Raw genomic sequence first — 17,561 nt, 5'->3', positions numbered from 1 at the left:
GTCGTTCGTTCGTCTCCGCCAACGACAAGGCGTAGGCACAAACATCCTCTCAAATGGCAGCCGAGCCCAAATCGCCTCCAGGCGAGCAGTTTCCGACAAGGCACGACACAGAACCGCGGTCGGGCTAAGATCAACTTCTCCGCGCTCGCGGGGGGTTCCGAGTAGTTGCTTTTCAGTTGGTGGGGGAAGATCTTGCGCGACCCGGCGGACAATCATGCCGACGATCCGGTGGTGTCGTCACCGGTGGAATCGGCCGATTCCTCATCCATGCCCGCGGCCGCTGCGCCGGATCCATCACCTCCGAACACGGCGGTAGCGCCGGGTGCGTCACCCGCGCCGTCGGCCGTTCGTCCGGACCCGTCGCCGGCGAACACGGCCGTGTGGCCGGAACCGTCGCGCGTGAACCCGGCCGACAGTGGCGGATCATCGGAGCGGCGCAAGTTGGTGTTGCTCGCGCTCGGCGCGGCGGTCTTGTTGGCCGCGGCCGCGGTGCTCGTCGGCTACCAGCTGAAGCGCTCGGAGCCCGCGGCGCTGGCCGTCGACGAGTGTGTCGCGCTCGGCACGGGTGTGCCCATCGAATACGGCTGCGCCGACAGTCAGGCGCTGTACCGCATCGTCGCACGGGAAGCCGTGGTGTGGCCGCTGGAGTCGGCGTGCGTGAAGTACGCCGACGCCACCAAGGCCATCGCGGAACCTGTCGCCTCGGGCGCGCAGCCCGAGGTGGTGCTCTGCTTGGCGCCGACCCGGTTCAACAACGACGACCCGGGCGCCCTCCAAGCGGATGACTGCGTCACCGTCAAAAATGCGGGCGAGACGATAACCCGCATCCCTTGCGGGTCGAACGTCCTCGCGTCCAGGGTCGTCGGCACCGAGTTGCATCGACGGGTACCGGTCACCGACCGGGCGTGCCGTGATCAACCGAAAGCCAGGCAGGCCTTCGCGCATTCCTCGCTCGGCGGCCGAGCCATTGTGGTGTGCGCGGTGGCGACCGATCCGAAGGACCTCGACAATGCCGTGGTCGGCAACTGCACCGGCAAGGATCTGACGGTCCTGATGTCCTGCGACCAACCGGGTTCGCACCTGCGTATCCTCACGGTGGGCGTCGTGCATCAGAGGCCGGTACGGCCGGAGTGCCCCGGTGTCACGGGCGCCAACGCGTCCTCGATGACGCACAGCGACAAGACGGACCTGGTTCTGGTGATCTGTCTGGGCCCCGTCTCGCAGAACGATTCGGCGTACGCGCAGGCCGGCGACTGCATCGCCGTCGACAAGAGCGGCGGATCCGCACAGACGCGACTGCTCGACTGCGCCCAGCCCGCGGCCACCCATCGGGTGATCGAGCGGCACGAGTCCGACGACGGCGTCTGCCCGGCCGAAAGCCCAGCCCGAATCACCTTGGATTCGGGCGTGACGAACGGTGCGACGATCTGCCTCAGCCGCAAGTGATTCGAGTCGTTCACTCCGCGTCGTCGAGCAGGTGCCGCGGCGCGGCCTGCCGCCACGAGTCGAGCACGATGGCTTCCAGCTCCTCCCGATCGTCGAGCGCCGCGAGCCGCACCCGAATCCACGGATTGTTCGCCTCGTGCGCCGCGATCCAGAACTTCTCCGGCTCCGCCACCACCAGCTCGTCCCGATCGACCGCGGGGCAGCGCACCGCCATCGACGTCTCGTTCTCCGGCAACGTCAGGAACAACTTCCCCGCCACCCGGAAAATCGGCATCCCCCAAGCGAACTGCTCGCCCGTCTCCGCCAATGACAAGGCATAGGTACGGACATCGTCCCCGGTGGCACTCATGCCCGGAATCCTTCCAGGCGTCACCGACATCCGGCGGGCCACCGGGGCTGCACGCGCTGTCGCGAATTCTCCGCCGGTTCTCGGTCGGCTTTGTTAGCGTCTAATCGCTGACGATTGCCGGTTGTGTGCTAGATGGAGTGTCGTGTGACGTGCCAGTGCTGTCGACGAATCGTTGGAGGCGTCCGTGTCGGATGGATTCGGTGTGGTCAACCGTCGTTCACTCCTCGGAATCGGTGTGACGCTCGCGGCGGGTGTCGCGTTGAGCGCATGCGATTCCGACGAGCAGAGCAGTGGAACTACCGCGACGACCGGCACGTCGCCCTCGGATGATCCGACGGCGGTGGCGGCCGACGCCTACGTGTTCGGTTACCCGCTCGTGTTGATGGACGCGACACGTGCCGCGGCGGGCCCACCGAACATTTTCATCCACGCTGATCAGTTGCCGACACCCGACGACCGGTTGGTGGTCCGGGTGAATCTCGACACGCTCTATTCGCAGGCGTGGCTGGATCTGCGGCCCGAGCCGCTGGTGCTACAGGTCCCCGAGATGGAGCCGGATCGTTACTGGCTGATGCAGATACTCGACGCCTGGACCAACACGGTGCACAATCCGAGCAGCGTGCGGCCCGACGTGCAATCGGGGCAACAGACTCCGCCGTTCACCTACCTGCTGACCGGGCCGGAGTGGTCCGGTGAGGTTCCCTCCGGCATGACGCGGTTGACGATGCCCACCAATACCGTCTGGGTGATCGGCCGCGTGCAAGTCGACGGCGACGCCGACATCGCTGCGGTGCGGGCGATTCAGGAGAAGATGAAACTCGCGCCGTTGAGCGTCTGGCAGGCCGACCCCGGCCTCGCCACCCCGAGCATTGTCGCCGACGAGAGCCGGCTGTCGGCCAACCCGTCCCGCGAGGTCGCCGACATGGACGGGCCGAGTTTCTTCGCCGTGCTCTCCGCGCTGATGACGGCCAATCCGCCCACCCCGGACGACGAACCCGCCGTGCGTCGTTTCGCGACCCTTGGCATCACCCCGGGCGGCACACCGACCGCCGAAGCGGGCGTTCTCGACGCGGGCGTACAGGCAGGCAAGAAGCAGATCGCCGATTTTCGGGACCCGGGGAGCCACAACGCCAACGGCTGGAAGTACTCCACCGACCTCGGCGACTACGGAACGAACTATCCGCTGCGCGCCAGCACCTCGTACTTCGCCCTCGGCGCGAATCTCCCCGAGGACGCGCTGTATCCGACCTTCACCGGCACGGCCGACACGGACGGTGCCGCCCAGCGATTCCGGCTGCATTTCTCCGCCGACCAACTCCCACCGGTCGACGCATTCTGGTCCATCACCGCCTACGGTGCCGACAGCTTCCTGATCCCGAACCCGGCGAACATCTACTTCGTCGGCCATCAGATCCCGATCACGAAGAACGCCGACGGATCGGCCGACATCGCCGTGCAGAACGCCGACCCCGGGCCCGCGGTGCCCGCCGGCAACTGGCTGCCGATCCCCGCCGCCGGAAAGTTCTCACTGACCATGCGCCTCTACGCCCCGAAAACCGAAGCGGTCGAGGGGAAATGGGAACCGCCCGCGCTCGAGAAGGTCTCCTGAGCGCGTGTCGTCATTTCGACGCGCTGTACAGAGTCAGGGTGTGGTCGATGCAGCGGGTGACGAAGGCGCTGTCGAGGGGTTGGTCGCTGACCAGGAGACGGAAATACAGTGGGGCGGAGAGGGTTTCGAGGACCTCACGGGGGTCCACCTCGTCAGATAGTTCGCCACGGTCGACGGCCCTGCCGATGACGTGAGAGGTCCGTTCGAAGCGCTCGTTCCAGAAGCGGTGGCGCGCGGCGGCCACGCCCTGGTCGGCGGACAGAGCGATGGTGGTGCCGAGCAGTCGCGCGATGCCGGGGCGGGTTATCAGGTCTGAGATCTGCTCGGCGAGCTGTTGGAGATCTCCGCGCAGAGTTCCGGTGTCGGGTGCGGGATTGCCCACGGCCGCCATCTCGGTGACCGCCTCGGCGATCAGGGCGGTGCGGGTTCCCCAGCGTCGATAGATCGTTGTCTCGGCGACACCGGCTCGGGCGGCGACGTCGCCGATGGTCAAACCCTCGATGCCGTGTTCGACGACCTGATCCAGGGTCGCGGTGAGTACGGCTTCACGCACTCGAGCGGAGCGTCCCCCGGTCCGCTTGCGCGGAGCCGGTGGCGTCACGGGTTGCTTGTTCTCGGGATCGTGTCCGCGCTGGTTCATGGCCCTGTCCACTCGACTAAAAGCTATTTCGATTTGCGTTTAGTCGATACTAGCTCCCATACTTAAAGCCAGAATCGGTAGCGTTAATAAGGCTGGAGAGGCAGGACCACCATGGTCGAGTCCATCGAAATTCGTGCGATCGTGGGCGAGGAAGCGGTCTCGCGCGAACAGGTGCGGGCCTGGGAATCACGCCGGGCCGACGCGGTGCTGAAGAAGTTCGCCGCACGCATGGGACGTCGCGGTATCGCCGAACTCATGCCCGACCGCGCCCTCGATGAGTTGCGCGGCGCTCCGCTCGACGTGCGGCGATCCGCGTTGACGACGCTGAAGACGCGGCTGGGTCATGCCGGTGTCTACGCGATGGTCGGGCGCGAGCTGGCTCTTTCCGAGCGGATGACTCGGATCGGTGTCGCCGCGAGCCGGGGACGGACCAAACACGCCATCACTCGTCTGGAAGTACCGGGCTTCTCCGTCGAGCGGTTCGCCGCGTGGTTCGACAATCTGACCGCTGCCAACGCCGAAACCGACATGATCGATGCCTGCCCCGACCACTACCTGTTGCGCGGCCTGCCCGACGGACGTCAGGAAGTCGTCGAAACAACCGGCGGATCACCGGCGGTGTCGCGGTTCCTCATCGACTACGCAAAGACCGAGAGCCTCACCATACCGATCGATCCCGGCTACCCCATCCAGATCGCGGGCCAAGCCCTGCTCGACGACGGTGTTGTCATCGGCGGTGTGCGCCATCAGTTCCGTGATCGCGACGGCACACTCGAGGCCCTGCTGACCGTGCAATTCCCAGCCAGCGTGCCCGCCAGGCTCATTCGCCAACACCAGTGGCATCTGGCGGTGGAGTTCAGCAACTGGATGATCGCGGCGGCGCCGGTCGCGGCCACGTCGTGAGGACTAAGCGGACAACGCGGTAGCCGAATCTCCGTCCTTCCAGTCGACCGGCTCAGTGATGCGACACCGGTCGGGGCAAACCGCCGGACGGCGATGTGGGAGCCGGTCCGGGCTGGTTGCGAAGTAGCGGGATCGGCCGTCGCAGATCGACCACGTTCGCCACCTTGAATACGCGCTCCCGCTTCATGATCGGCCCGACTTCCGGCGCGCCGAGCGACACGGTCACGGTGCAGTCACCGGGGCCCAAAGCCAAGAGCATGCCATTGCGAACGATGGCCACGAGTGGCTGAACAAGCACTGCCACATCGAGTTCCAGCGAGAATTCGCCGACCGGGTTCTCACCGACGACGACCTCGAGGCGCGGGCAGCAGGTCCGGGTGACTTCGTGTGCGGACAACTCGACCCGCTCGACTCCGCCCGCGCGGGTTCGCAGCGCGGCGTCGCGCAGCCGTTCGTAGCGGCGCCACCCCGCGACCGCGATCCCGCCGAGGTCGATGTCGAGCAGCTCGTCGACCGTCCTGACCACCTCACCCAGCGCCGTGGACCGCAGGCCCGCCGCGACCACCGGCGTTCGCCGCAGCGCCAGCTCCTCGACACCGCTCGTACGCAGGCGCGTGGCCAGCTCGTCTTCGACGACCTCACGGGCTACGCCGCCGAACAGCGCCAGCCGAGCCGTGATCGTTGCCGGACTCGTCATCGCGGAACCTCCCTTACCTGTAGCCGCGGCTCGCCTACGGTCAGCCGAACTCGTACCGCTGGTGCGTCGGCGGGCCCGGCGACCTCGCGAACGTGGATAGACGGCCTCATATCCCCGACCACCTGCACACGAACCTGCGGCGGAAGCGCATCGCGGGTGTGCTCGGGCGATGAACGGCCAGGACGTCCGCGCCGCCGATGCGTGACGAGCGCCGCCCCACCGAGTGCCAAGAGGAACGCGCCGAGGCCCAGCGCGTCGGCGAGGCGACTGTCCTGCTTCTCTGTGCCGTCCGGCAGAGTGGTCGGCGAACTCGTAGCGCTTGTCGAATCGACCAACGATTCAGTGATGGTCGTGACGCTCGGACCCGCCGTCGTGGGCGGTGTCGTGACGATCTGCGCGGGGAGAATCTCGATCGCCGTTCTCCGTTCCACACGGTCGTACGAGCTCGCGGCGCAGCCGACCCGAATCGTCTGACCGCCGAGTGCGGCCCCCTCGGATACGGCGACGCGAATACCGAACGAACGGTCGCCGACCTGCGTGTCCACCGATTCGGACCAGCTCGGGGAGACGCGCACCGCTGCACAAGGCCAGCCGGAACCCTGCACGAAGATCTGTGTGCCGCGCTCGGCGGTCGCGGGCGCCGTCAGAGTCGGATCGTAGACAGGATCGGAAGTCGTCGGCGGGATCGTCGGCGTGGGCGGAGGTACGACCGAGGTAGAACTCGTCGGCGGGACAGGGAAGGTTTCGACAGGGGAGGTTTCACAGCATCCGGACTGTTCCGTCGGCGATACGGGCGCGTCGGTAGTGGGCGTCGCCGCAGCCGTCGGCGCCAGACCGACCCCGATCGCCCCCGCCGTCACGGCGACGAGGAACGCTCGCGCCCCGCTTGTCATCACCACCTCCGCAACCCGGATCGTCCATGCTCGATCCGTGCTCGAGGTCAAGCCTTCGCCGCTCGCGACACGCCGACGCGAGTAATCGACTACTTGTTTCGAACAGCTGCCAGACCCGTCCAGCAATCGCAGTGCAACCGAGTGCCGGGGCTGCCGATCCGCTGCAGCTGTGCGAGTCGCTTCCAGTTGTCGAACTGACCGGCCCGCTCTCAGCGCGTCGACGCAGTTCTCGCCGCACTCCAGTGACGCCGACGATTCGCGGCAGGCACGAACGTCATTGCCGGGATTCCGCATCGGTGCTGTCCTCATCCGGCACAACGAAGGGCGCGAGTCCCGCTTCGACGGAATCGACCTGAAGGTCCGCGAAGACCACGGTGAGGTTGTGTCCGTTCGTCTCGATCCGCACCTCGTAGAAGGGCAAGCCGCGTGAACGTCCGTCGCGGACTACTTCGTGCGCGTGTCTACTGCGCCGCTGAGGTGGGTGTGACCGTCGGCGTGGCAGACGATGTGGCGGCCTCGGACGTGGTTGTGGGCGGCTGCGTCGTGGTGGTTGTGGTGGTGGGGTTGGGGCTGACGGTGGGGCGAATCGGGTCGGGGCACTTGCCTTCTCGCACGCCGATGCTGTTGATCTCGTCGTTCGATCGGGGATCGCCCGCGTAGTCGATTCGGTTCGTGCACTCCACGTAGTCGCCCGTGCCGCAGTTCTCGGTGCTGCAGTTGTCGGTGCCGGGTGCGCCGCAGTAGATGGCGCCGCAGTTGTCGGTGCCGCCGATGTTGCCGCAGTTCTCGGTGCTGCAGTTGTCCAGGGGCGCGCCGCAGTAGATCGCGCCGCAGTTGTCCGTGCCGGGCGCGTTCGGCTGTGGCGAGTTGGCGTTGGGCTGGGCCTGCCCGGGGTTGCCGGACCCCGCCTGCGGTCCGTCCTGTCCCTGCACTCCACCCGGATTGCCTGGCGCCGCAGTCGAACTCGTCGGCGTCTCCGTCTTCGTCGCGCTGACCGCGGACTTGGTCACCGTGCTCGACGCCGACGCGCCGGAGTCCGACTCTTCCGACGTACACGACGCCACCACCAGCACCAGCGCCAGCGCGGTCAGCAGCACACTCATCGCCGCCCGCAACCGCCGACCCACCCACATCATCCGCACTCTTCTCCTCGCTCTGTCACCGCAGCGTACCCCGGCGGGGTACATACCCAAATTCGCACGGTGACCATAGTTTTCGGGGCAACCCGCAACTGTCACCGCCCGGTGATCCCGGCCCGCACTATTTGGAATGGTTATCCTTCGGATGGAGCTGGTACTCGGCAGAGCCCGATCCCGCATCGAAGGATCTCGGAGATGTGAGTCTCGACTACTCGTTGGTGCTTTCGTGTAAGGGAGTGCAGTTGATCGACCGCGTCGTCTCTCGGAATCGGCTGGCGGCCATGGTCGCCGTGCTGCTCGCCTCGGGTCTGGCCGTCCTCGGTAGTCCGCGCGCGTCCGCGGCCGATATCGCCGAGCGCAGCTACACCAACGCGGCGGGCACCCGCAGCTACTACCTGCACGTGCCGCCGGGTGACACGGCAGGCAAACCCCTGATGATCTACCTGCACGGCTGCACCGACCCCGAAGCGCAATTGGCCGACAACGGCTTCTCGCTGACCAGGATCGCCGACGAGCTCGGTTTCGTCCTCGCGTACCCGATCCAGACCAGGGAGGCCAACGAACGCTGGTGCTGGAATTGGTTCGATCCCGCCAACCAGGAGCGCGACACCGGTGAGCCTTCGATCGTCGCCGGCATCACCGAAACCCTGATCCAGGAGTTCGGGATCGACCGCGCCCGCGTCTACGTCGGCGGCTACTCCGCGGGCGGCGGTATGAGCACCGTCATGGCGGCCGCGTATCCGGATCTGTACGCCGCCATCGCCCCGATGGCGGGTGGACCGCACGGCATGAGCCTGCAGCCGCCCGGAGCGGATCTCACCGGCGCCACCATCGTCGCGTCGATGGGCCCGCGGGCCCGCCCGGTCCCGGCCTTCTTCCTGCAAGACCTCGCGGATCAGACCAGCCTCTACCCGATCGGCCGTGCCAACATCCTGCAGTGGCTCGGCGCCGACCGGCTGGCGGGCAACCTCACCCTCGCCGACATGCCGACCGCGGTCACCACCACCGCGGATCCGGTCCCCGCGACCATCGAGCACTACATCGAAAGCGACTGTGAGCTAGCACAATTCGTCACACCCCTCGGACCGGACCGCATCGGCGGCGGTCTGCTCATGCAGTCACCGTCGGGACTCACCTTGCAGCGCCGGATGATGAACTTGCTTATGGCACACCGACTCACCGGTCCCCAGAAGGCCTGCTGAGGGCAACGGCCCGATGCGTCCAGCGTTTCGGAAAGTCCAGGGAGTCAGTGCTTCGGAGATGGAGCGGCCTGGGCACCGATTCGATCAGGGTCCGTATCCGAATCGCTTGGATCGCAGCGGAATTCGGTCGATGACCGCTATCACGCTGCCGTACTGATCGGTTCGGCCCACGACGAGCTCGTCGAAGCGGAAGTCGAACGCTCGGAAGTCTCGGAGCGGCGGAAGAGTCAACTCGGGGACGCGGGCGTAGGCGGCCAACGTGATATGCGGTCGGTATAGATCACCGAACAACTTGTACCCGGCTGTCCGTTCATAGCGGTTCTCCAGCTCCGAGGCCCCGGATTCTTCCGGATCCCCGCTCGGCGTCCAGAGGCCGTTCGCGACCTCTGCGACTCGACGTTGCAGTGATTCCAGAATCGTCGACTTGTTGTACCCGATTTCCAGGTACCCGTTCGCGGACAATGTGAGGCCGAAGGCGGAAGCGTGCACAGGGCCCTCGATCGACAATCTGTTCAGGTGATCGAGATAGGAGTCGATATTCGTCGTTGCGAACTGGGACATGAATATTGTCAGATGCGGATGGCGGGATGTACCATCGACGTGAAAAAGTTGCCCAGCTGCGTTCAGTGATTGGGCAAGATCGAGGATCTTGTCCGCTGTATGCGCATCGGGCATAGCGCATACATTGATCGCCTGAGTTGTGTCACGCATTGTGGGTAAAAACTTTACCATCGCCGCGCGGTCGGTGTCCAGCGGAGGTGTGTATTGGAGATCGTGGGGGTTATCCTCGGATTCATTGGTCTTCAGCCCGTACTCGCCCTTCTCTACGAACGGGTGATTCGCGGTTTCGGTGTGCGAAGGCTCATCGATTTCGACTCCAGTCAAAAGTGTCGCGTCGATATCGTCTGCACGACCGGCGCGAGCGCGCCGTCGAGGTGGGGTACTTCGGCCGCGCACAGAACGCTGGCCCCCGAAGGGGAGGTTCGCGGCTTGGCCGCTGTGGGCACAGCCTTGGGAAAATGGTATCCGCGCAAGGACTTTCGAGTAGAGATGTCCGCGCGGCTGGCCAGCCAATGTGATCACGATCTGGTCGTGCTCGGCGGGCCGGATGCCAACGAGTGTGCACGCAATGTCTTGACTTGGCCGAGCCTCGCGTCGCTGGTTTCGATCGATGCTTCGAACAGCACGGTACGAATCGGTGGTTTCTCCGAAGTGAATTATCGACACGAGTTCGTCGACGGGCGCCCGACTCGTGATCTCTGTGTTGTCATATGCTCGCGCAATGCCTGGTCGGCAAATTCGAAGAAACGGCTCTTTTGTTTCGCTGGCCTCACCACGTACGGTACGGGAGCTGCGCCGCAGTTGTTCTTGGACAGGATCGGTGAGAAGGGTTTCGACCGTCGACAGAAGAAGGCGATCCGCAAGAGTGTCGTGACGCTGATGGTGTTCTCCGCGCATTTCAACAACGGCTACCTGCAGGGTGGTCGGTTGATCCATTTCGAGTCGCACTGATCCGGTGGCAATGTATTACTCGGCTCGCCGACCGGACCACAACGTGACCGGCCACCGAGCACTCCGACGAATACGGGCGTCGTTGTTGTGGCCGGCTCGGTACGTCAGACGATCGACTGCGCAGCGCGCAGCGCGTTCGCGGTGATCGTCAGACTGGGGTTCACTCCCGCCGACATGGGCAGAGAGCTGCTGTCGGTCACCCAAAGGTTCGCCAGACCGCGGAATTTGCAGTGCTCATCGAGCGGCGATGTCTTCGGGTCGATTCCCATACGCAGCGTGCCGACGGCATGCGAGAACGTACGCACCCGGTGCGTATAGGAGAAAGTCGCGCCCGTCTTCTCGAGCACTGCGCGGGCCCGCCTGGTAAGCGTGCCGAGGGCGAGCTCGTCGCGCGGCGAGTAGCTCGTATCGATGACGAGCTGAGGCAACCCGTAGATGTCCCGCGTGGCCCAGTCGACGCGGACGCCGTTCTCCCGGCGCGGTTGATCCTCGGCGATACACAGCAGACCGGTCAACTGTTCGGTCATAGCGCCGAGCACGCGCTTCGTCCCCACCGGAAGATACGCCCGAACGAGTGGTCGCGGCGGGGTCATGATCTGTTGGACGCTGCCGAGTTTGGCCAACGGCCGTGCGGCGTTCGGATCGCCGAAGTACCAGTCGTGCAATGCGAGTTGCTTGTGGAAGCGGCGCTCCGGGTCGGGACGTCGTGGAAACACTCCATAGACCATGGCGTTCGCGTGGCGCATCAGATAGCGGCCGACGGCGGCACGCGCCGGTGACAACTTGTCGAGTTCCGATGCCAGCACGAGATGAGGCGAGCCCAGAGCGCCTGCGGCGAGTACGAATCGGTCGGCCTCGACGGCGACTCGTTCGGGCTTGTCGCGGTGCACCACCAGGGCGTGTCGCACCCGGTCACGGTCCGCGACCAAGCGGACAGCGACACTTCTGGTCCACAACGTCAGCCCACGCTGCAGCAGCGGCGCGATGATCCTCGTCGCGACGTCGTTCTTCGCAGAGATCGCGCACGCGTAGGTGTCGCAGGTCCGGCAGGCTATGCAGCCCGCCTGTGTTGTCGTCGCGGTGTAGTTGATCGCGAGCGGCAGACGGAACGGTGAAAGGCCCATCGAGCCGGACGCGTCCGCCAATTGCCTCGAAATGGGCGCCAGTCGACCGGGGGAATGGGGGAACGGTCGTGACCGTCGCGGCGCGGTCAGGTCTCCGCTGTCGTCGCCGCTGACGCCGAACAGTTCCTCGGCCTCCCCGTAGAACGGCTCGATGCAGTCGTAGTCGAATGGCCATGCGGCAGCGGAGGTCGACACAATCTCGGGATCGCCGGTGAAGTCCTTCTCACGAAACCGTATCGCGACGCAGCCGTAGTACACCGACGGCCCTCCAACGCATGCGTAGCTGCCGATTCTCGTACCGTGCCCGCCACGTTCGCAGCGATACGGGATGTCCATCGCGTAGCTCGGCGTCATCTCGAGCGTTGCCTCGTGTCGCCAGGAGGCCGGGCCTCGGTCGACCCAGTCGCCTCGCTCGATCATCAGTACCCGTGCACCAGCGTTGATCAGCCGATACGCGACCATTGCTCCGCCGAATCCGCTACCGACGACGACCACATCGAACTTCGCGCGTGCAGAGGATTCGACCATGTTCAGCTGTCCGTCTCGATGAAAAGAATGGTGCGAGAAGCGTTTTGCGGGCCTGGCTACCGTTGGTGGGGCCAGATGGCCGGATCGCAGCGGCAGGCGTAGAAGGGCCACCCGAGGGTCTTGACCGAGCCCGAGTAGGCGAAAGCCCAGAAGCGGCATCCGCTGTTGTTGCCGCAGATTCGCAACATGTCCCGTTCGAAGCGGTCGTTGCAGGTGAAGAAGTCGGCGGAATGGTAGTGATAGCACGCGTCGTGCTGGTTGCAGGCAGAACGAAAGCTCGGTCCACCGAAAGGCCTGTCCCCCAAGGGGGAACTGCATCCATTCGGCTGCCAGGCGACCGGTGCCGCAGGGGTCGGGTGCGGCTGAGCAGCTGCCTCCGGGCTCGCGGCCAGCACCATCCCCATGGCGAGAACCAATCCGGCCAGCAGCGCGGTGATTCGACCGAGAAGGTACTTTCCGTCTACACCGCTACTTACGGTGCAGCTACCCCGCCGTCGTAATGCGTCGATCGTTGTTCGCACTGCTCTGCTCCCCTTCGGGTCTTGGCCGCCGCTGATCGGTTGGCGACAATGGATGCGCTTGGCAACTGCCAATTTTGAGTAGTGCGGACGGCGAACAGGAGGGGTTGCGCTATGCCAGTCGAACCGCAACGCGCAACATCGTCACGGCGCGAAACAGGTGGCAGCACGCCCCGAAAGCCGCTATCGGGAGATGCCGGTCCTGCGACGCCGACGCCACGCCAGGCATTCGGTCTCGAACTCAAACGGTGGCGTGAGCGGCGGGGGATTTCCCAGGAGAAGCTCGGCGAACTCATCCATCGCGACAAGTCGGTTGTCAGCCGCATCGAGGCGGGCAAGCGACCGGTTTCCCCGGAGTTCGCCGCGGCGTGCGAGAAAGTGCTCCGCACCGGCGGCGCCTTGCTCGCAGCGATTCCGCAGCCACCGGTCAGCGCCGCACGGACGGTGTCACTCGCGGAACTCGGCTTACCACCGGCCCCTCTGCTCGTCGGTCGCGACACCGAGGTATCCGCGATGATCGCGGCGCTGTCGCCGAGGGAACGTCGGGAAAGGACGGCGCAAGTCGGCGTCGTCCGAGGTATGGCGGGCGTCGGCAAAACTGCTGTTGCTCTTCGCGCGGCCCACGAACTGTCTTCGACGTTCCCAGACGGTTGCGTCTACCGGGATCTCGGCGGCGATACGGTCGGCCTGAGACCGACGCGCGGCGAAGACCTCTTGGAGTGGCTCCTTCGCCACCTGCAGGTCGACGGCAAGACGATGCCCGCGACCATGGCCGAACGCGCGGCGCTCTACCAGGGGCGGATGCGAGGGAAACGAATTCTGTTGGTGCTGGACAATGTCAGAAGCACCGATCAGGTCGAACAAGCCATCCCGTCCGCACCCGAGTGCGCGGTGATCATCACCACTCGCCACCGGCTCGCGGCTCTGGATGCGGCTCTGCACATCGACCTCCCTCCGCTGCGACGCCACGACGCACAGAATCTGTTGCGGGAATTGGTGCCGCCGGAGAATCCGGCGGGTGAGCCGCGCGATGATCGTGATGTCGAGCAGGTCGTCGAGCGATGCGGCGATCTGCCGCTCGCGATTCACGTTGCGGCAGGGATGTATCGGCGTAAGCCGCATCTCGGTCTGAGCGGCGTGCGTGAACACCTCACAGCGCGACCCGGTGGTCTTCGCGCGCTGACGGACGGGGAGCGGAGCGTGGATGTGGTTCTGCGCGCCGCGCTCGGAGAGCTGGGCGAGCCGGAACGCCGCACGTTCCGGCTCCTGTCGTTGCATCCCGGGCAAAGGTTCACACCGGCGGCGGTCGCGGCCCTCGGCGATACCTCGGTAGTCGAGGCCGAGCGCCAACTCGACAAGCTGTGGGACGTGCACCTTCTCACACCTGGCGGCGGGGAGCGCTACGGTATGCACGATTTGCTTCGTGATTTGGGCACCCACGAGTTGGCGGCCGTGGTGTCGTCGGACGAGCGTGATGCTGCGTCGAGGCGACTCACCGAGCTCTATATCGGTCTCGCCGATGCCGCGGACAGCGTCGTCGCGCCGCACCGCAATCGGATGCCGTTGCCCGACCACTTGCACCGCTTCGAGCGGGTGAGCCCGATGGCCGACGCGACGTCGGCGCTCGAATGGTTCGAAGAAGAGGAGACCGCGCTGGTCTCGTTGGTCCGATCGGCATTCGAACGCTGCGACGACGAGTATTGTTGGCACTTGGCGCATATCCTGCGCGGATACTTCTTCCTCACTTGCCGCTTCGAACCGTGGATCTCGACCCACGAATACGCACTCGAATGCGCGCGCCGCTCCGGAAACATCTGGTGGGAGGCAACCACCCGGAACAACCTCGGACTGGCCTACGCGATGCGCGGGGACCTGGAACCGGCGTCCCACCAGTACGAGCTGGCGCTCGAGCTCTTCACCGAACTCGACGACGAGGTGAGCGCCAGCCACACCCTGGGGCATCAGGCGTGGATCCACCACCTGGAAGGGGACTACGTCGCCTCGGTCGACAAGGGCAGGACTGCGCTGGCGGTATACCGCCGGACGTCACTGCGCCGAAACGCGGCGATCATGCTGCGTGAGATCGCCGGATCTCTGGCGTCCCTGCGCCGCATGCCGGAGGCGTCCAGCCATCTCGAATCGGCGATCGCCGAATTTCGTTCTCTCGGGCTGGATCTCGATCTGGCAATGGCCCTCAATACCCTCGCGGAGGTGCATCTTCGGTCCGACGATGTCGACGCGGCGGAAGCTCGGTTCCATGAGGCCGCAGGCGTCGCCCGGATGTGTGGCAGCTGCGCCGAGGAGGCCCGTGCCTTCCGCGGACTCGGCGATACGGCGATCGTTCAGGGACGGCGGGGCGAGGCTTACGCACACTGGTCGTCTGCGCTGACGCTGCTGGACGACCTCGACCTTCCCGGTGCCGTGGAAGTCCGAGCTCACCTGGATGAGATGTCCGTGCACTACCCGGAAACGAGTTGACTCCAGGGGGTGCGTGAAAGTGCAGGCCTTGTGTTGTGTCCGACGAATTGGACAGGGGCGCGGCGCGACTTGGCCCTGGGCACCGCTCAACCGTAGAGGGCGTCCCTGGCGCGGGCATAAGTGTCGCGGATGGCCTGCCCCGTGGCCGCGCCCGCCGCGGAGACGTGGATTTCCACGGCCCTGCGGCTCGGCCACCGCGGAGGAGCGGGCGTGCCCGCGAGGGCCCAGGCGGCTTGGCGGGCCGCGCCGAGGGCGACGTATTCCTCGGGTTCGGGGATCGTGATGGGACGGCCGAGGATCTGCGCGGCGATCGCGCGGACGAGGGAGGAGCGGGCGGCGCCGCCGATGAGGAGGATGCGGCGCGGTGCGATGCCGGTGGCGACGAGGCGGTCGAGGGCGTCGGCCAGGTTGCAGAGCATGCCCTCGTAGGTGGCGCGGGCCAGGTGCCAGGGATGCATGGTGCGTGGACGCAGACCGTGCAGACTGCCCGCCGCGTGCGGCAGGTTCGGGGTGCGTTCGCCCGTGAGGTAGGGGAGCAGGACGAGTCCATCGGCCCCCGGGGGAGCCTGGGCCGCAAGGGCTTCCAGTCCGGCCAGGTCGACACCGAGAAGTCGCGCGGAGGCGGTGAGCACGCGCGCCGCGTTGAGCGTGCAGACCAGCGGGAGGAACGAACCGGTCGCGTCGGCGAACCCCGCGATGGCGCCGGAGGGGTCGGCGCTGGGAGCGCTGCCGCGCGCGTAGACGGTGCCGCTGGTGCCGAGGGACATCACGACGTCGCCCGGTTCGAGTCCCAATCCCAGTGCGGCACCTGCATTGTCGCCGGTGCCCGCCGCGACCAGTGTGCCCGCGGCGGTGCGGCCCGCGGATTCGGCGGGCCCGAGCACCCTCGGCAGCAGCGGTGTGCGCTCACGAAAAGCGAGAGATACCAGATCTTCTCGGTAGCTCTCCGCCGCGGGCGACCAGTAGCCGGTGCCCGAGGCGTCGCCGCGGTCGGTGACGGGTTCGGCGTCGCGGCCACGCAGCCGCCAGGTCAGATAGTCGTGCGGCAGCAGGATTCGCCGGGCCCGGTCGGCCAGATCGGGTTCGTGATCGGCGAACCAGCGCAACTTCGTGACGGTGAACGCGGCGACCGGCACGCTGCCCACGGCATCGGCCCACGCGCTCGGACCGCCGAACTCGCGAACGAGGTCCTCGGCCGCCGCTGCCGAGCGAATATCGTTCCACAGCAGCGCGTCTCGGAGCGGCACGCCGTCGGCGTCCAGCGCCACCATGCCGTGCTGTTGCCCGGCCACCGCGATCGCGTCGACCCGATCGAGCAGCCCGTCGCCCGCGGCGCGCAGCGCGTCCCACCAGGCCTCGGCGGGCACCGCGGTGCCGTCGGGATGCGGTGCGGTGCCTCGCTCGAGCACCGCACCGGTCGCCGCGTCGCAGACGACGATCTTGCACGACTGGGTGGAGCTGTCCACCCCGGCCACCCGCGTCATCCGGACCGGTCCGGCCGGATCTGGATCTTGCGACCCACGCCCTCGCGGAAAGCCGTGAGCGCGTCGGCGAATTCGTCGAGCGCGAAGCCGTGGGTGATCATGGTGTCGGCGTCGATCACGCCCTTGGCCATCAACTCCACCGCTCGTCCGAAACTGTGCAGCACCGCCATCGAACCGACGATCGTGATCTCGTCGTTGTAGACGCGGAACGGGGAGAAGGCGGCGGTCGCCGCGCCGGGCGCGACGCCGAACTGCTGATACACCCCGCCGCGCCGGACCCTGGTCAAGCCGTCCTCGATCGCGGGGATCGCGCCGGTGCAGTCGATGACGACCTCCCATCCCTGCGGACGGTCGAAGCTCTCGGCCTCGGTCCCGACCGCGTCCGCGCCGAGTTTCTCGGCCACCTTGAGCCGCGCGGTGTTCAGATCGACGACCGACACCGACGCCGCGCCCGCCACCCGCGCCAACTGGAGCATCAACAGCCCCATCGTGCCCGCGCCGTAGAGCAGATAGTGGGCGCCGAGCGCACGCGGCAGCACGTCGAAGGCGTGCACCGCGCAGGACAGCGGCTCCACCAGCGCGCCGTGGCTCAGCGAGACCGAGTCCGGCAGGCGGTGGCAGTTGGCGGCGGGCACCGCGACGTACTCGGCCATCGCCCCGTCCACCGTGTCGCCGATCGCGCCCCAGCGCTCGCACAGATTGCCGCGGCCGATCGCGCAGTAGTGGCAAGCCCCGCAGAACAGCGAGGGATCCACCGCGACCCGATCCCCCGTCGCGACGCCCACCACCTCGTTGCCGACGGCGACCACCTCGCCCGCGAACTCGTGCCCCGGCACGATCGGATACGGCGTCGGCGGGAACTCGCCGTCCACGATGTGCGCGTCGGTGCCGCAGATACCCACCGCGGCGACACGCACCACCACCGCGCCGGCACCGGGGACCGGATCCGGAACGGTCTGCACGGACCAACGACCTGGCGTCTCGATGACCACCGCGCGCATCCCTCTACCTTGCACCCGGAGCGTCGTGCGGCGTCGCA

Annotated in this window: 15 protein-coding genes and 1 pseudogene; 7 read left to right on the top strand and 9 right to left on the bottom strand. The window is 66.5% G+C overall.

Features of this window, described 5'->3' with window-relative positions; translation table 11 throughout:
- Window positions 1-399: 399 nt before the first annotated feature.
- Complete coding sequence (locus ABZV58_RS26350; protein WP_355002835.1) at window positions 400-1,446, top strand: hypothetical protein; 1,047 nt, start codon at window positions 400-402, stop codon at window positions 1,444-1,446.
- A 10-nt stretch (window positions 1,447-1,456) separates the two neighbouring features.
- On the opposite strand, the gene ABZV58_RS26345 is transcribed toward ABZV58_RS26350, so the two are convergent.
- Window positions 1,457-1,795 carry an MmcQ/YjbR family DNA-binding protein gene (locus tag ABZV58_RS26345; protein ID WP_355002834.1) on the bottom strand — a complete coding sequence of 113 codons (339 nt, stop codon included), beginning with the start codon at window positions 1,793-1,795 and terminating at the stop codon, window positions 1,457-1,459.
- 184 nt (window positions 1,796-1,979) lie between these two features.
- On the opposite strand from ABZV58_RS26345, the gene ABZV58_RS26340 reads away from it, so the two are divergent.
- Window positions 1,980-3,404, top strand: a complete 1,425-nt coding sequence (locus tag ABZV58_RS26340) for a DUF1254 domain-containing protein (RefSeq protein ID WP_355002833.1) — start codon at window positions 1,980-1,982, stop codon at window positions 3,402-3,404.
- 10 nt (window positions 3,405-3,414) lie between these two features.
- On the opposite strand, the gene ABZV58_RS26335 is transcribed toward ABZV58_RS26340, so the two are convergent.
- Window positions 3,415-3,957 carry a TetR/AcrR family transcriptional regulator gene (locus ABZV58_RS26335; protein ID WP_355002832.1) on the bottom strand — a complete coding sequence of 181 codons (543 nt, stop codon included), beginning with the start codon at window positions 3,955-3,957 and terminating at the stop codon, window positions 3,415-3,417.
- A 198-nt stretch (window positions 3,958-4,155) separates the two neighbouring features.
- Between ABZV58_RS26335 and ABZV58_RS26330 the strand changes: the two genes are divergently transcribed.
- The gene (locus tag ABZV58_RS26330) at window positions 4,156-4,947 is read left to right on the top strand and encodes a hypothetical protein (protein ID WP_355002831.1); all 792 of its coding nucleotides are present in this window, start codon (window positions 4,156-4,158) and stop codon (window positions 4,945-4,947) included.
- A 52-nt stretch (window positions 4,948-4,999) separates the two neighbouring features.
- On the opposite strand, the gene ABZV58_RS26325 is transcribed toward ABZV58_RS26330, so the two are convergent.
- From ABZV58_RS26325 to ABZV58_RS26315, 3 genes are all read right to left on the bottom strand, one after another.
- Window positions 5,000-5,644 (bottom strand): hypothetical protein, encoded by a 645-nt coding sequence (locus tag ABZV58_RS26325; protein ID WP_355002830.1) that lies wholly within the window; start codon window positions 5,642-5,644, stop codon window positions 5,000-5,002.
- Window positions 5,645-6,811: 1,167 nt separating this feature from the next.
- On the bottom strand, window positions 6,812-6,943 hold the full coding sequence (locus tag ABZV58_RS26320) for a hypothetical protein (RefSeq protein WP_355002829.1): 132 nt from the start codon (window positions 6,941-6,943) through the stop codon (window positions 6,812-6,814).
- A 55-nt stretch (window positions 6,944-6,998) separates the two neighbouring features.
- Window positions 6,999-7,673 (bottom strand): hypothetical protein, encoded by a 675-nt coding sequence (locus ABZV58_RS26315; RefSeq protein ID WP_355002828.1) that lies wholly within the window; start codon window positions 7,671-7,673, stop codon window positions 6,999-7,001.
- 200 nt (window positions 7,674-7,873) lie between these two features.
- Here ABZV58_RS26315 and ABZV58_RS26310 point away from each other — a divergent pair, with 200 nt between their 5' ends.
- A complete protein-coding gene (locus ABZV58_RS26310) occupies window positions 7,874-8,878 on the top strand; it encodes a PHB depolymerase family esterase (RefSeq protein ID WP_355002827.1) in 1,005 nt (334 codons plus the stop codon).
- 84 nt (window positions 8,879-8,962) lie between these two features.
- On the opposite strand, the gene ABZV58_RS26305 is transcribed toward ABZV58_RS26310, so the two are convergent.
- A complete protein-coding gene (locus tag ABZV58_RS26305) occupies window positions 8,963-9,553 on the bottom strand; it encodes a hypothetical protein (protein ID WP_355002826.1) in 591 nt (196 codons plus the stop codon).
- A 90-nt stretch (window positions 9,554-9,643) separates the two neighbouring features.
- On the opposite strand from ABZV58_RS26305, the gene ABZV58_RS26300 reads away from it, so the two are divergent.
- On the top strand, window positions 9,644-10,390 hold the full coding sequence (locus ABZV58_RS26300) for a hypothetical protein (RefSeq protein ID WP_355002825.1): 747 nt from the start codon (window positions 9,644-9,646) through the stop codon (window positions 10,388-10,390).
- Window positions 10,391-10,494: 104 nt separating this feature from the next.
- Here ABZV58_RS26300 and ABZV58_RS26295 read toward each other — a convergent pair whose 3' ends face one another.
- A complete protein-coding gene (locus tag ABZV58_RS26295) occupies window positions 10,495-12,360 on the bottom strand; it encodes a GMC family oxidoreductase (protein ID WP_355002824.1) in 1,866 nt (621 codons plus the stop codon).
- 314 nt (window positions 12,361-12,674) lie between these two features.
- Here ABZV58_RS26295 and ABZV58_RS26290 point away from each other — a divergent pair.
- Together ABZV58_RS26290 and ABZV58_RS26285 are read left to right on the top strand one after the other, a co-directional pair.
- Window positions 12,675-12,959, top strand: a pseudogene (locus ABZV58_RS26290) (helix-turn-helix transcriptional regulator); the annotation flags it as partial.
- A 114-nt stretch (window positions 12,960-13,073) separates the two neighbouring features.
- Window positions 13,074-15,038 (top strand): tetratricopeptide repeat protein, encoded by a 1,965-nt coding sequence (locus ABZV58_RS26285; RefSeq protein WP_355003089.1) that lies wholly within the window; start codon window positions 13,074-13,076, stop codon window positions 15,036-15,038.
- A gap of 86 nt (window positions 15,039-15,124) precedes the next feature.
- Here the strand turns inward: ABZV58_RS26285 and xylB are convergent, their stop codons facing one another.
- Both xylB and ABZV58_RS26275 read right to left on the bottom strand, forming a co-directional pair.
- On the bottom strand, window positions 15,125-16,522 hold the full coding sequence (xylB, locus tag ABZV58_RS26280) for a xylulokinase (protein ID WP_355002823.1): 1,398 nt from the start codon (window positions 16,520-16,522) through the stop codon (window positions 15,125-15,127).
- The gene (locus ABZV58_RS26275; protein ID WP_355002822.1) at window positions 16,519-17,523 is read right to left on the bottom strand and encodes a zinc-dependent alcohol dehydrogenase family protein; all 1,005 of its coding nucleotides are present in this window, start codon (window positions 17,521-17,523) and stop codon (window positions 16,519-16,521) included. Before ABZV58_RS26275 ends, xylB begins: the two co-directional genes overlap by 4 nt.
- Window positions 17,524-17,561 lie beyond the last annotated feature (38 nt).

The organism is Nocardia sp. NPDC004654, assembly GCF_040609595.1.
Lineage (GTDB): Bacteria > Actinomycetota > Actinomycetes > Mycobacteriales > Mycobacteriaceae > Nocardia.
The sequence above is the reverse complement of the archived record's forward strand: the minus strand, read 5'-3'. Positions and strand labels throughout refer to the sequence as shown.